Source organism: Actinocorallia lasiicapitis, from assembly GCF_054778695.1.
Map to the genome: position 1 here is coordinate 1 of NZ_BAAGZI010000141.1, position 13,498 is coordinate 13,498.

General features: G+C 71.0%; 14 protein-coding genes. 9 read left to right on the forward strand and 5 right to left on the reverse strand.

The window, feature by feature from the left end:
• The 9 genes from ACYVE7_RS17235 to ACYVE7_RS17275 form a co-directional block, all read left to right on the forward strand.
• Positions 1-456 (forward strand): EamA family transporter (locus tag ACYVE7_RS17235; RefSeq protein WP_460365732.1); only part of this gene is annotated, 456 nt, incomplete at its 5' end.
• Between the two features lie 42 nt (positions 457-498).
• On the forward strand, positions 499-2,043 hold the full coding sequence (locus ACYVE7_RS17240) for an MFS transporter (protein WP_460365745.1): 1,545 nt from the start codon (positions 499-501) through the stop codon (positions 2,041-2,043).
• Positions 2,040-2,897, forward strand: coding sequence for a 1,4-dihydroxy-2-naphthoate polyprenyltransferase (locus ACYVE7_RS17245; RefSeq protein WP_460365733.1), 858 nt, complete (start codon positions 2,040-2,042; stop codon positions 2,895-2,897). The genes ACYVE7_RS17240 and ACYVE7_RS17245 overlap by 4 nt, the downstream gene beginning before the upstream one ends.
• A gap of 84 nt (positions 2,898-2,981) precedes the next feature.
• Complete coding sequence (locus ACYVE7_RS17250; protein ID WP_460365734.1) at positions 2,982-5,474, forward strand: FtsK/SpoIIIE family DNA translocase; 2,493 nt, start codon at positions 2,982-2,984, stop codon at positions 5,472-5,474.
• A 78-nt stretch (positions 5,475-5,552) separates the two neighbouring features.
• Positions 5,553-6,329 (forward strand): helix-turn-helix domain-containing protein, encoded by a 777-nt coding sequence (locus ACYVE7_RS17255; RefSeq protein WP_460365735.1) that lies wholly within the window; start codon positions 5,553-5,555, stop codon positions 6,327-6,329.
• 86 nt (positions 6,330-6,415) lie between these two features.
• The gene (gene rimO / locus ACYVE7_RS17260) at positions 6,416-7,807 is read left to right on the forward strand and encodes a 30S ribosomal protein S12 methylthiotransferase RimO (RefSeq protein WP_460365736.1); all 1,392 of its coding nucleotides are present in this window, start codon (positions 6,416-6,418) and stop codon (positions 7,805-7,807) included.
• Positions 7,804-8,358 (forward strand): CDP-diacylglycerol--glycerol-3-phosphate 3-phosphatidyltransferase, encoded by a 555-nt coding sequence (gene pgsA / locus ACYVE7_RS17265; RefSeq protein ID WP_460365737.1) that lies wholly within the window; start codon positions 7,804-7,806, stop codon positions 8,356-8,358. Before rimO ends, pgsA begins: the two co-directional genes overlap by 4 nt.
• A 14-nt stretch (positions 8,359-8,372) precedes the next feature.
• A complete protein-coding gene (locus tag ACYVE7_RS17270) occupies positions 8,373-9,647 on the forward strand; it encodes a CinA family nicotinamide mononucleotide deamidase-related protein (RefSeq protein WP_460365738.1) in 1,275 nt (424 codons plus the stop codon).
• 111 nt (positions 9,648-9,758) lie between these two features.
• Positions 9,759-10,112 carry a helix-turn-helix domain-containing protein gene (locus tag ACYVE7_RS17275; protein WP_460365739.1) on the forward strand — a complete coding sequence of 118 codons (354 nt, stop codon included), beginning with the start codon at positions 9,759-9,761 and terminating at the stop codon, positions 10,110-10,112.
• A gap of 233 nt (positions 10,113-10,345) precedes the next feature.
• Here the strand turns inward: ACYVE7_RS17275 and ACYVE7_RS17280 are convergent, their stop codons facing one another.
• The 5 genes from ACYVE7_RS17280 to ACYVE7_RS17300 form a co-directional block, all read right to left on the reverse strand.
• Complete coding sequence (locus ACYVE7_RS17280) at positions 10,346-10,849, reverse strand: DUF1990 family protein (protein WP_460365740.1); 504 nt, start codon at positions 10,847-10,849, stop codon at positions 10,346-10,348.
• Positions 10,846-11,805: a YndJ family transporter gene (locus ACYVE7_RS17285; RefSeq protein ID WP_460365741.1), complete on the reverse strand. Its 960-nt coding sequence runs from the start codon at positions 11,803-11,805 to the stop codon at positions 10,846-10,848. The genes ACYVE7_RS17280 and ACYVE7_RS17285 overlap by 4 nt, the downstream gene beginning before the upstream one ends.
• Before the next feature lie 84 nt (positions 11,806-11,889).
• Positions 11,890-12,486: a hypothetical protein gene (locus ACYVE7_RS17290; protein WP_460365742.1), complete on the reverse strand. Its 597-nt coding sequence runs from the start codon at positions 12,484-12,486 to the stop codon at positions 11,890-11,892.
• Positions 12,487-12,578: 92 nt separating this feature from the next.
• Positions 12,579-13,058, reverse strand: coding sequence for an RrF2 family transcriptional regulator (locus tag ACYVE7_RS17295; RefSeq protein WP_460365743.1), 480 nt, complete (start codon positions 13,056-13,058; stop codon positions 12,579-12,581).
• A 133-nt stretch (positions 13,059-13,191) separates the two neighbouring features.
• On the reverse strand, positions 13,192-13,498 hold a 307-nt coding region (locus ACYVE7_RS17300), incomplete at its 5' end, for a hypothetical protein (RefSeq protein ID WP_460365744.1).

A 13,498-nucleotide genomic window follows, 5' to 3' on the forward strand; every position in this document is an offset into this window, starting at 1 on the left:
GCCGTCGGCTACGCCGAAGGCGGCGCGCTCGGCCGGGAGCTGCCCGCCTGGCAGGTGATCTGCTGGGCGCTGGTGCTGTGCGCGCCCGTCACGGTGCCCGTCACCGGCTGGCTGCTCGCCACGACGGGCCCCCGCTGGACCGGTGCGGCCGTCGGCGGCTTCCTCTACGTGTCGGCGTTCTCGATGTTCCTCGGCTTCTTCGCCTGGTACGCGGGGCTCGCCGGGGCCGGGATCGCCCGCGCCAGCCAGCTCCAGCTCCTCCAGCCGCTGCTCACGCTCTGCTGGGCGGCCTGGCTGCTGCACGAGACCCTGGACTGGGCGACCGGCCTGACCGCGCTCGCCGTCCTCGGCTGTGTCGCCTGGACCCAGCGGACCCGCACCGCGCCCGCCCCCGCTCCGAAGCCTGGTCGTGTGGGTCACACGGGGCGGTTCGAGGCTGCCGGAACGGGCGGCTAGGGTGACGTCGAAGCCCAGAGGACCCTTTCGATCAGGATGATGATGCGCGCGCCGGTGACCGCTGAAGTGCAGGAGCAGGTGCGTGACACCGGGACGCGGCGATGGCTCGGCCTCGCCGTCATCAGCCTCGGAGTGTCGCTGATCGTGGTCGACGCGACCGTCGTCAACGTCCTGCTGCCGAGCATCGTCGACGAGCTCGGGCTGCGCGCCACCGACGCCGAATGGCTCACCTCGGTCTACTCGCTGGTGTTCGCCGCCCTGATGATCTCGTGCGGGCGGATCGCCGACCTCGCCGGCAGACGCCGGATGTTCGTGCTGGGCACGGCCGTGTTCGTCGTGGCGAGCCTGCTGGCCGGGATGGCCGCGACCGGCGGCGCGCTGGTCGCCGCCCGCGCCGCCCAGGGCGTCGGCGCGGCGATCATGATGCCGGCGACGCTCTCCACGATCAACACCCTGTTCACCGGACGCGACCGGGCCATGGCCTTCGGGGTCTGGGGCTCGATGATCGCCGGAATGGCGGCGATCGGGCCGCGGCTCGGCGGCTGGCTGGCCACCTCGCACGGCTGGCGCTGGGCGTTCACGATCAACCTGCCGATCGGCGCGCTGCTGATCATCGGGGTGCTCCGCTACATCCCCGAGACCCGCGACCCCGACGGCAGGCCCGGCATCGACTGGCTGGGCGGCGTGCTGTCGGCGCTCGGCCTCGGCGCCCTGGTCTTCGCCCTGATCGAGGGCCAGACGTTCGGCTGGTGGACCTCCCAGCGCGAAGGCTGGCCGCTGTCGCCGATCCCGTTCGCGCTCGGCGCGTCCCTCGTGCTGCTCGCGCTGCTGGTCGTGGTCGAACGCCGCCGCGCCAAGGCCGGCCTGGCCGTGATGCTCGACCTCACCCTCTTCGAGATCGCCAGCTTCCGGCGGAGCAACGCCGCCGCGTCGCTGATCAGCGTCGGCGAGCTGGGGCTGCTGTTCGTCCTGCCGCTGTTCCTGCAGGGCGCGCACGGCGACTCCCCGCTCCAGATCTGCGTGGCGATCCTGCCGCTGGCGATCGGCGCGTTCCTGTCCGGAGGCTCGGCCGCACGGCTCGCTCAGCGCGCCGGGGCCGCCCGCGTCGTCCAGCTCGGCATGGCCGCCGAGGTCGCCGCCGTCCTGGCGATCGGCCTCACCACCCACGCCGGGACGACCGGATTCGGGCTCGCGCCCTGGATGCTCCTGTACGGGCTCGGGCTCGGCATGACCTCCGCGCAGCTTTCGAACGTCGCCCTGTCGGAGGTGCCGCCCGGCCGGTCGGGCCAGGCGTCCGGCACCCAGTCCACGGCCCGCCAGGTCGGCTCCGCGCTCGGCATCGCGCTGATCGGCACCGTCTTCGCGACCAGCCTCGGCCACGCCATGCAGGCCCGCACCGGCGACGCCGAGGTGGCCCGCGAGCTCCAGGCCGGGGTCGGCACCACGATCTCCGGGCTCAGCCCCGTCCAGGCGGACGCGGCGGTCGAATCGCTGGCGGTGGCCACCGCACGGGCCGCGCTCGTCACGGCCGGTATTCTCGGCGTCGGCCTGATCATGACCCTCCGCCTGCGCAGAAAAGAGACATGAACCCTTGGATCGCCGGGGCCCGGCCCCGCACCCTGCCCGCCGCCGTCGTCCCCGTAGCCGTCGGGACGGGCGTGGCGATCGGCTCTGACTCCTTCATCTGGTGGCGCGCCCTGCTCGCCCTGTTCGTCGGTCTCGTTCTCCAGATCGGGGTGAACTACGCCAACGACTACAGCGACGGGGTCAAGGGCACCGACGCCGACCGGGTCGGCCCGCTCCGGCTCGTCGGCTCCGGCACCAAACCCGCCAAGCAGGTCCTGACCGCGGCCCTGAGCTGCTTCGCGCTCGCCGGGATCGCCGGTCTGGTGCTGGCCGCCGTCACCTCCTGGTGGATCCTGCTGATCGGCGCCGCCGCCATCGCCGCCGCCTGGTTCTACACCGGCGGCAAGACCCCCTACGGGTACCGCGCGCTGGGCGAACTGTCGGTGTTCGTGTTCTTCGGGCTGGTCGCCGTCGTCGGCACCGCCTACGTCCAGTGCGAGGGGATCCCCTGGGTCGCGTGGGCGGCGGCCGTGCCCGTCGGGCTGCTGGCCTGCGCGATGCTCGTGGTCAACAACCTGCGCGACCTCGACACCGACGAGGCCACCGGCAAGCGCACCCTGGCCGTCGTCCTCGGCGACACCCTGACCAGGGTGCTGTTCACGCTCTGCCTCGCGCTGCCGTTCACGGCCGTGATCGGGATCGCGATCGCCCGTCCGTGGGCGCTGCTGGCGCTGCTGGCCGCCCCGCTGACGATCAAGCCGTCCAAGACGGTCCTGGCGGGCGCGCAGGGCCCCGCCCTCATCCAGGTGCTCGGCGAGACCGGCAAGGTCCAGCTTGCGTTCGGCGCGCTCCTGACCCTCGGCCTGTCGCTCTAGCCGAGCCGGAACGCGGGGATCGGGCGGCGACACGCCGCCCGATATCTCCTGGCCTTTCCCGGGGCTCGGGTTACTCTCGTCATCATGGCCACACGTGCGTCCGGTGGTACGCAGAACTCCTCGCGTGGTGGGTCCGGCAAGACCCCGGCGAAACCGCCGGCGCCGCGCAAGCGCGCGCCCGTGCGGAAGACCTCCGGGTCGACGCCGGCCCCCCGCAAACCCGACCCGATCGGCGCGCTGTTCCTCGGCTTCTTCAAGGTCGTCGCCGGCCTGTGGATGCTGCTGGCCAAGGCCGTCGGCTCGGTGTTCCGCGCCTACGGCGACGGCGCCCGCGAGCTGGACGAGGAGCACCGCCGCGACGGAGCGGGCCTCACCCTGCTCGGCGTCGCGATCATCCTGGCGTCCGTGACGTGGTGGACCCCGCACGGCTGGTTCACCGAACTGCTCGAGGCCCTGGCCCGCGGCGGGTTCGGGAAGTTCGCGATGGTCCTGCCCGTCGCCCTCGTCGGCCTCGCCTGGGGCGTGCTGCGCCACCCCGAGCGCAACGACGACACCGGCCGGATCTCCATCGGCGCCAGCGCCCTGTTCCTGTCGATCGCCGGGATCGTGCACATCTCCTGCGGCACGCCCGCCCCCAGCCAGGACATGTCCGCGGTCCGCGACGCCGGCGGCGTGATCGGCTGGATGGTGTCCGCGCCGCTCGAGACCGTCCTGTCGGCGTGGGTGGCCGTCCCGCTGCTGCTGCTGGTCGCGTTCTTCGGGATCCTGGTCATCACCAAGACCCCGGTGCACCGGATCCCCGACCGGATCAACGACCTGATGTACACGGTGATGCTCCGCGAGCGTCCCGACAGCCCGCCGGAGCGCAAGCGCCGCACCCGCAAGCGCGAGCCCGCCGCCGAGGTCGGCGAGCACACCAAGCCCTACGACACGCCGATCGTCGAACCCGAGGACCAGGCTCCGCCCGCGCCCAAACGGCCGCTGGTGGACGACATCCTCGGCGATCCGGCCCCGCCCGTCCTCCAGGACTTCACGCCCGAGCCCGAACCGCCGCACGTCCCCGACCCGACCCCGCCGCCGACCCGCACCGAGCAGCTCCCGCTCAACTCCACCGGCGAGATCTACGAGCTGCCGCAGCCCGAGCTGCTCAAGGCGGGCTCCGCCCTGAAGGCGAGGACCAAGGCCAACGACATCGTCGTCAACGCCCTGACCGGCGTGCTGGAGCAGTTCGACGTCGACGCCCAGGTCACCGGGTTCACCCGCGGCCCGACGGTCACCCGCTACGAGATCGAGCTCGGCCCGGCCGTCAAGGTCGAGAAGGTCATCGCGCTCACCAAGAACATCTCCTACGCGGTGAAGTCGCAGGACGTCCGGATCATCTCCCCGATCCCCGGCAAGTCCGCGATCGGCGTCGAGATCCCCAACGTCGACAAGGACCTGGTCTCCCTCGGCGACGTGCTCCGCTCCCAGGTCGCCGCCGGCGACCAGCACCCGATGCTGGTGGGGCTCGGTAAGGACGTCGAGGGCCGGACGGTCGTGGCGAACCTCGCCAAGATGCCGCACATCCTCATCGCGGGCGCGACGGGCGCGGGCAAGTCCACCTGCATCAACGGCCTGATCACCTCGGTGCTGATGCGGGCCACGCCCGACGAGGTCCGCATGATCCTGGTCGACCCCAAGCGGGTCGAACTGTCGTCGTACGCGGGCATCCCGCACCTGATCACCCCGATCATCACCAACCCCAAGAAGGCCGCCGAAGCGCTGGGCTGGGTGGTGGGGGAGATGGACCGCCGCTACGACGACCTCGCCGCGTCCGGCTTCCGGCACATCGACGACTTCAACAAGGCGGTGCGGGGCGGGAAACTCGTCGCGCCGCCCGGCAGCGAACGCGTCTACACGCCCTACCCGTACCTGCTGGTGATCGTCGACGAGCTCGCCGACCTGATGATGGTCGCCCCGCGCGACGTCGAGGACCACGTCGTCCGGATCACCCAGCTCGCCCGCGCCGCCGGCATCCACCTGGTGCTGGCCACGCAGCGGCCGTCCGTGGACGTCGTCACCGGCCTGATCAAGGCGAACGTGCCGTCGCGGCTGGCGTTCGCGACCTCCTCCCTGGCCGACAGCCGCGTCATCCTCGACCAGCCGGGCGCGGAGAAACTGGTCGGCCAGGGCGACGCCCTGTTCCTGCCGATGGGCGCCTCCAAGCCGATGCGCCTGCAGAACGCCTACGTCTCCGAGAAGGAGATCGCGGCCATCGTCGACCACTGCAAGGGTCAGATGGACGCGATGTACGCCGAGGACGTCGCCCCCGAGGCCGGTCCCAAACGCGAGATCGACGAGGAGATCGGCGACGACCTCGAACTGCTGAAGCAGGCGATCGAACTGGTCGTCACCACGCAGTTCGGGTCGACCTCGATGCTCCAGCGCAAGCTGCGCGTCGGGTTCGCGAAGGCGGGCCGGCTGATGGACCTGATGGAGTCGCGGAACATCGTCGGGCCGTCCGAGGGGTCCAAGGCACGGGATGTGCTGGTGAAGCCGGATGAGCTCGCCGGGGTGATCTCCGACCTCAATTCGTGACTTCTCCGTGCGGCGTTGCGTATCGCCTAGGAAGATTGCCGTTCCTAGACTGGGTGCACGCGAGTCGGAGGTTCGAGGATGAGCATCGGCGAGACCCTGGCTGAAGCACGCCGTACGGCAGGGCTCTCGTTGGCGCAGGTCAGCGAACGCACCCGCGTCCGCGAGACCGTGATCAGGTGTATCGAGGCCGACGACTACTCGCTCTGCGGCGGCAACTTCTACGCCCGCGGCCACATCCGCAGCATCTGCCGGGCCCTCGGCATCGACAGCGAACCGCTGGTGCGGGCCTACGACGACGCGCACGGCGGCGCGCCGGCCGCGATCTCCGTGGCGACGGCGTTCGAACCGGAGCGGCCGCTGCGCTTCCGGGAGCGCCGCAGCCCCAACTGGAGCGCGGCCATGGCGACGGCCCTGGTGCTGGTCGTGCTGTACGGGATCGTCCAGGTGTTCAGCAACGACACCACAAAGGACGTCTCGCCCGCGAACCTCGCCGAAGCGCCCCGGACGTCCGCGCCACCCGCCGTCCAGCCGAAGACCGCGCCGCCCAAGCCGCACAAGGACGCGCTGGCGCTGGCCGGGAAGAAGGACGAGGTCACGGTCGTGATCAAGGCCGGGAAGAAGGCGTCCTGGGTGGCGGTCTATGACGCGTCCAACAAGACCCTGTTCAGCGGGCTGATCGGCAAGGGCGTCGTCAAGCACTTCAAGGGCAAGAAGCGGCTCCGCGTGATCATCGGGGATGGTGCGGCGGCGCTGCTGACCGTCAACGGCAAGACGCTGGGCGCTCTGGGCAAGGACGGCCAGGTCGTCAGGGTGACCTTCGTGCCGGGCGTCCCGGACCAGGCGAAGATCTCCTAGCGAATCTCGTAGCGGATCTCTTGGGGGATCTTCCGGGCGATCTTCCCGGGGACGGAGTGGGCCCTGCGGGCCACTACCGTTGGAGTATGCCTAAGGTTTCCCTCGTCACGCTCGGTTGCGCTCGCAACGAGACCGACTCCGAAGAGCTCGCCGCCCGCCTCGAGGCGTCAGGCTGGCAGCTCCAGGAGGACTCCGAGGGCGCCGACGTGGTCGTCGTCAACACCTGCGGGTTCATCGACGCCGCCAAGAAGGACTCCATCGACACCCTGCTGGCCGCCAAGGACACCGGCGCCAAGGTCGTCGCGGCCGGCTGCATGGCCGAACGGTACGGCTCCGAGCTGGCCGAAGCGCTCCCCGAGACCGACTCGGTGATCAGCTTCGACGACTACTCGACGATCGGCGCGCGCCTCGACGACGTGCTGGCCGGGCGCAGGCACACCGCCCACACCCCCCGCGACCGCCGCACGCTGCTGCCCATCACGCCGGTGGAGCGCTCGGCGGCCCACGTCCATGTTCCCGGGCACGGCAGCGACGTTCCGGCCGCCGTGGAGGGCCTGGGCGGCCCCCGCGTGCTCCGCAAGCGGCTCGGCGGCGGCCCGGTGGCCCCGCTGAAGCTGGCGTCGGGCTGCGACCGCCGCTGCACGTTCTGCGCGATCCCCGCCTTCCGCGGCTCCTACGTCTCGCGCAAGCCCGAGGAGATCCTGGCCGAGGCCGAATGGCTCGCCGGGCACGACGTCCGCGAGATCGTCCTGGTCAGTGAGAACTCCACCTCCTACGGCAAGGACCTGGGCGACCTGCGGTCGCTGGAGAAGCTGCTGCCGAAGCTCACCCAGGTGATGGAGCGCGTCCGGGTCAGCTACCTGCAGCCCGCCGAGCTCCGTCCCGGGCTGCTCGAAGTGATCGCCACCACGCCCGGCGTCGTCCCCTACTTCGACCTGTCGTTCCAGCACGCCAGCGGCACCGTCCTGCGCCGGATGCGCCGCTTCGGCGACCCGGCCCGGTTCCTGGAGCTGCTGGAGCAGGTCCGCGCCCTCGCGCCCGAGGCCGGAGTGCGGTCCAACTTCATCGTCGGGTTCCCCGGCGAGACCGAGCGGGAGCTCGCCGACCTCACCGACTTCCTCGAAGCCGCCCGGATGGACGCCATCGGCGTGTTCGGCTACTCCGACGAGGACGGCACCGAAGCCGCCACCCTGGGCGGCAAACTCGACCAGGACGAGATCGACTCCCGGCTCGCCGAGGTGTCGGCCCTGGCCGAGGAGCTGACCGACCAGCGCGCCGAGGAGCGGATCGGCACCGAGATCGAAGTGCTGATCGAGAAGGACCTCGGCGACGGCACCTACGAGGGCCGCGGCTTCCACCAGGCGCCCGAGGTCGACGGCTCCACAACCGTCAGGGGCGTGGGGCTCGCGGTGGGGGACCTTGTTACCGTGGAGATCACCGGTAGCGAGGGAGTCGATCTCATGGGCGTGAAGCCGTGACCCAGGTGGAGTCCCGCAAGGTCTCCAACTGGAACTACGCCAACGCCCTGACCGTCCTGCGGCTGATCCTGGTACCGCCGTTCGTGGTACTCATGCTCGTCCCGGACGGTCTGGGCTGGCGCAACGCCGCGCTCGCGGTCTTCCTGGTCGCCGCGGTCTCGGACTGGCTGGACGGCCATCTGGCCCGCACCCAGAACATCAGCACCAAGTTCGGCGCCCTCTGGGACCCGATCGCCGACAAGGCCCTGACCGGCGCGGCGTTCGTCTGCCTGTCGGTCCTCGGCGAGCTGTGGTGGTGGGTGACCATCGTGATCCTGGTCCGCGAGATCGGCATCACGCTGCTGCGGATCCCGCTCGACAAGAGGGGCGTCGACGTCTCGGCGGGGCTGGCCGGCAAGGCCAAGACCGCACTCCAGATGGTCGCGCTGACGGTGTTCATCAGCCCGCGCGAGACCCTGCTGCCGATGATGATGGGCGCCGCGCTGATCGCGACGGTCCTGAGCGGGCTGATGTACCTGCGCGAAGCCCTGCCGAAACTCCGCGGGAACTAGCTAGGCTGACGTCCGTGCGCGTGGAACTGCTGACCGTCGGGGACGAACTGCTCATCGGCGACATCGTCAACGGGAACGCCGCCTGGATGGGTCAGGCGCTGACCGGGATCGGGGTCGCGGTCACCCGGAGCGTGGTCGTCGGGGACACCGAGGAGGCGATCTCCGGCGCCGTCGCCGACGCGCTCGCCCACGCCGACGCCGTGATCATCACCGGCGGGCTCGGGCCGACCTACGACGACAGGACGCGCGACGTGCTCGCCGCGATGGCCGGAGCGCCGCTGGAACGGGATCCGGTGATCGAGAAGCGGCTGCGGGAGCGGGCCGAGCGGTACGGGGTGCCGCTGCGGCCGATGGCGCTGCGGATGGCCGAAGTGCCCGCCGGGGCCGCCGTGCTGGAGAACCCGGCCGGATCCGCGCCGGGACTGCGGCTGGTGATGGGCGGCAAACCGGTGTTCGCACTGCCGGGCGTGCCGTTCGAGATGCAGGCGATCATGGAGGGGTCGGTGCTGCCGGAGCTGGACTCCGGGGCCGGAGCCGCCCAGCTCACGTTGCGGACGGCCGGAGTCTGGGAATCGGTGATCGCCTCCCGGCTGGCCTCGGTCGAGGCGATGGACGGCGTCGATCTGGCCTATCTGCCCTCGCCCGCCGAGGTGAAGGTGCGGATCACCGCGTCCGGGCGTGACGTCCTGGAAGCGGCCGAGCTCCGGGTGCGGGACCTGCTCGGGCCCGTCGTCTTCGGGATCGAGGGGGAGACCCTCGCGGACCGCGTGGTCGGGCTGCTGGCGGAGCGCGGGGAGACCGTCGCGGTCGCCGAGAGCCTCACCGGCGGGCTGCTGGGGGCCGAGTTCACGTCGGTCGCCGGATCGTCCGCGGTGTTCCTGGGCGGGGTGACCGCCTATGCGACGGAGCTGAAGTCCCGGCTGCTGGGAGTGGACGGGGAACTGCTGGCCGCGCGGGGCGCGGTCGATCCCGAGGTGGCGCTGGAGATGGCCGCGGGCGTCCGGGAACGGCTCGGCGCCGACTACGGTCTGGCCGTCACCGGGGTGGCCGGGCCCGACCCGCAGGAAGGCAAACCGGTTGGAACCGTCCATATCGGGATCTGTGGCCCGTCGGGAAGCCGGGTCCTCACCCCGGTGCTTCCGCTGCCGTCCGACGCGGGCAGGGCACGTCCGCTGGTCCGCAGGATGACCGTGGTCCAGGCGCTCGACCTGCTAAGACATGAAATATTGGGGGTTGCAATGATCCGGGACTGGGAAGAGGATCAGGAAGATCGGGAAGGTTTGACCTGATTACAGCGTTACGTTCGCAGCGAACACGATTTCCCGGCTCTGCCAAGGCCACGGTCGAGACGGGTACGGTGGAACAGTCAGATGGTCCGCACGAAGGGGAGGGAGCGAGCGATGGTCCTGCTTCGCCAGCTGCTGGGTGACGTTCTGCGGCAGCTCAGGCTGCGCCAGGGTCGCACCCTCCGCGAGGTGTCCGCCGCGGCCCGGGTGTCGCTGGGATATCTCTCTGAGGTGGAACGCGGTCAGAAGGAAGCTTCTTCTGAGCTGCTCGCGGCGATCTGCAAGGCATTGGGCGTGCCCCTGTCGCACGTCCTCCGAGAAGTCTCCGACCTGTTGGCGCTCGCCGAACTGCAGGCCGAGCCGGTCATGGCCGGTCCGCCCCCGCAGCACGAGCGCATCGCCATTCCGGCCGCGTCCGTACCGGACTCGCCGGAAGCCATCGTCCGGGGGGACATGGTCGCGGCTTAGCGGGCATAAAGCAGCGAACCCTCCGTGTTGTTCAAGGTGACGGACGAAGCCGAGAGCAGCAGGGAGGGTTCACGCCCATGGCCCTGATCCCACTGGCCCTGGTCCGTCGTGCGTTGAACACGAGACCATCCTGGAAAGCCCCGATCCGAAGGTGAACGCAGACACCTTCGGCGACGGCCGCGCCCCGCACCGCCGCGGGGCGCGGCTTCTGCTTTTCCCGGGCCTGTCCGCGATCAGCGGGAGAGCCGGGCCAGGACCCGCGCGCAGCGGATCGCGTACAGGCGCTGCATGAGCGGGACCACGGGGGCCGCCAGCCTGGCCAGGGGGTGGGCGGGGCGGCTGAAGGCCGTGACGGTCAGGGTGACCGTCCCGTCGTCGTCCAGGGCCACCACGAACGCCTCCTCGCCGGATTCCGGGTGGCCTTCGAGGGTTCCGTAGGCCCAGCCGGTGCGGCGGTCGTCCTCCACCGTCCAGACGAAGCGGCAGGGCGCCTTGACGAACCCGGCGAGGGTGACGGTGATCGCGCCGCCCTCGGCGGCTCTGGGACGCTCCGCGGTGATCCCCACGGGGATGGCGCGGTGCATCCGGTAGGTCATCAGCGCTTCGGCCGCCCTGCGGTAGGTCTCGGGGCCGTGGCCGATGGCGCGGCGGACGTGGAGGCGGCTATAGCCGTCGGGGGTGCGGCCCTCGCGGGTCGCGCCGACCTCCGGATAGCTGAACTCGTGGGCGTCGCTCATCGTGCACTCTCCTTCATCGTCCGCCAGCCGATCATGCCGCAGAGACCGAACCCCAGCGCGTTGGCGACGCCGTGGGTCGCCGCCATCCAGCCGATCCCGGGATGGGCCAGGCCGCTCGCCTCGCCCAGCGCGTACCAGAGCGCCAGGACCATCGAACCGGCCAGGACCACGCCCGACACGCGCAACCAGCGGTTCCCCGTACCCCAACTGATCACTCCGGCGGCCCACATCCCCAAGGCCAGGACCACCGCCCCGGCGAACTCGGCCCACTGACCGACGAAATACCCGGCCAGGACCCCCAGCGTCCCCGCAGGGACACTCCACGCCGTCAACCGGGCCAGCGGCCTGTCGGCATGGAGGGCCACGAGCGCGGCGACCAGGGCGGCGGCGAACCCGGCGAAATGGAAGTGGGCGACCGTCAGCCGCAGCATCGTCGCGTCGTACCCGAAAAGCTCCCAGCCCCCGCGTTCAGCCACCAACGCCACGCCCGCGACCATCGGCATCGCCAGCGCCGTCCCGACCGCCACCTCAACCGCGACACGGCGCGCGCCGAGCTCAGGCCGCTCCCGCGGGCTACCGGGCTCGGCTGGGCGTCCCAGACCGCTGAGCGCATGGGAGACGGGGAGGGCGGCGGTTGTGCGGGGGCGGGCGAGGAGGGCGGGGCGTTTCAGGGCGTGGGTGGCGAGGAGGAGGGTGGCGGCTGTGCGGAGGCGGGTGAGGAGGGCGGCGGCGGGGCGTTTCAGGGCGTGGGTGGCGAGGAGGAGGGTGGCGGCCGCGTAGGGGAGGGCGAGGAGGAGGGCGGACGGGCCCTGGGGGAGCCAGAGGGAGAGGGCGCCGGGGAGGGCGCCGGCCAGCCAGTAGGGGCGGAGGTGGGCTGTGTCGTCGAGCAGGGTCAGGCCGAGGGGGACGACGGCCAGCATTCCGAGCGCGATCAGGGTGTTGATCAGGGGGAACATCGCTTCACCACGTTTCTGAACGCGTTCAACTGCGTTCGGGGGTGACGTTAGCGCAGGATGTTGAACGCGTTCAAAGCGGGGTGGTCAGGGCCAGGCGCAGGGGGCTTTGCGGGGGCAGTTGAGGATGCTCATCGTCCAGCTGACGCCTGGGTCGGGGTGGACGCGCAGCGTGAGGGGGCCGTTCGTGAGGGCGCCGGGGTGCAGGCTGGTCGTGACCGGATTGGTCTCACCGTCCTTGCATTTCCAGGTTCCGGTGTGCAGGGCCTCGAGCCGCCAGGTGATCTTGCCTTTGCCGAGGCAGTCGAGCTGGACTTCCAGACCGCCGACCCGGGCGGGCGCCGTGATCGTCGACAGGTCGTCGGGGGTGGGCTCGATGGCGGCGATCCTGACCTGGCCCTCGTCCGGCGGCGCGAAGGCCGCCAGGGTGAGATCGGTGATCGGCTCCTCGGGCTCCAGCTCCTCGGTCGCCACGGCATCGGCCGACCCGTCGTTCAGCGGGTTGCCGTGCTGTTCCCACCATTTGAGCTGCTCGGTGATGACCGGGTTCTCGGTCTCCGTGGTGCTGGGGGAGGGTTTCGGCTCGGGTCGGGAGGAGCCGGTGCCGTAGAGGACGGCGGGGATGCCGATTCCGGCGGCGAGGAGCGTGCCCAGGGCGAGCTTGGGCAGGGTGCGGGCGGTCACGGAAGATCCCCAGAGGAGTGTTGGATGAGCGAGACGGGCGTCGGACGCGCGAATCTACCAACACTTATGGGGTGTTCGTCCCTTTTGGGGGACTAGGAGTAGGCGGGGCTGTCCCAGGCTTTCGGGTCGGCCGTCAGCTTCTGGACGGAGTCGGGCAGGCTGCCCTCGGCGATGTGCGCGAGGGTCACCTCTTCGAGGATCGCCCGCTCGCTGGCGCGCAACGCGATCCACACCTCCTGCAGCGACCGGGCCGCACCCTCGTACCCGACATGCTCGGGACGCTCCCCGCGCACGCCCAGCAGCGGCCCGTCGATGGCCCTGATGATGTCCGCGAGCGCGATCTGGTCGGCGGGCTTGGCCAGCCAGTAGCCGCCGTCAGGCCCGCGCTGGCTCCGGATGATCCCCGACCGCCGGAGCTGCCCCAGAATGTTCTCAAGGAACTTCGGCGGGATCTGCTGCGCCTCAGCCAACTGCACAGCGGTCACCGGGTGCCCGGCGGAACCCGAACTCGCGGCCGCGGCCAGCTCCGCCGATGCGCGCAGTGCGTAATCAACCCGTGCAGACAATCGCATGGTGTAAGTATCCCCCGCCCGCCGCCCACATTTCACCACCGGCCCGATTTACCCTCCCGGAGAACCCGGAATACCCGCCTGACATCCCGTCTCAGCCTTGACCGGCCTCGGCCACAAACATCCGACAACCGAGTCAGACCACGGTCCAGCCTCGGCGGCCCGGACCGGCGCCGTGATCAGCCTGCCAGTGGGCGCGCGCCGCACCCATCGGCAGGCCGGATTCGGGCGTGGTTGTTCGCCGGTGGGTGTGGGCGGCGACCACCAGCAGACCGGATTTGGGCGTGGTCGGCCCGTTGGTGGGTGCGCGCCGCGACCACCAGCAGGCCGGATTCGGGCGTGGTCGTTCACCGGTGGGCGTGCGCCGCAACCGCGGTAGGCCGGATTTGGGCGTGGTTGCTCGCCGGGGGTGTGCGCGGTGGGCCGGGCTTGGGCGTGGTCGG

What these genes read in the sequence shown, in the direction of transcription:
- ACYVE7_RS17255 (WP_460365735.1), top strand. Translation starts at nt 5,553, where the DNA reads ATGAGCATCGGCGAGACCCTGGCTGAAGCACGCCGTACGGCAGGGCTC.
- ACYVE7_RS17285 (WP_460365741.1), bottom strand. Translation starts at nt 11,805, where the DNA reads ATGTTCCCCCTGATCAACACCCTGATCGCGCTCGGAATGCTGGCCGTC.
- ACYVE7_RS17280 (WP_460365740.1), bottom strand. Translation starts at nt 10,849, where the DNA reads ATGAGCGACGCCCACGAGTTCAGCTATCCGGAGGTCGGCGCGACCCGC.
- ACYVE7_RS17295 (WP_460365743.1), bottom strand. Translation starts at nt 13,058, where the DNA reads ATGCGATTGTCTGCACGGGTTGATTACGCACTGCGCGCATCGGCGGAG.
- ACYVE7_RS17240 (WP_460365745.1), top strand. Translation starts at nt 499, where the DNA reads ATGCGCGCGCCGGTGACCGCTGAAGTGCAGGAGCAGGTGCGTGACACC.
- ACYVE7_RS17250 (WP_460365734.1), top strand. Translation starts at nt 2,982, where the DNA reads ATGGCCACACGTGCGTCCGGTGGTACGCAGAACTCCTCGCGTGGTGGG.
- ACYVE7_RS17275 (WP_460365739.1), top strand. Translation starts at nt 9,759, where the DNA reads ATGGTCCTGCTTCGCCAGCTGCTGGGTGACGTTCTGCGGCAGCTCAGG.
- ACYVE7_RS17245 (WP_460365733.1), top strand. Translation starts at nt 2,040, where the DNA reads ATGAACCCTTGGATCGCCGGGGCCCGGCCCCGCACCCTGCCCGCCGCC.
- rimO (WP_460365736.1), top strand. Translation starts at nt 6,416, where the DNA reads ATGCCTAAGGTTTCCCTCGTCACGCTCGGTTGCGCTCGCAACGAGACC.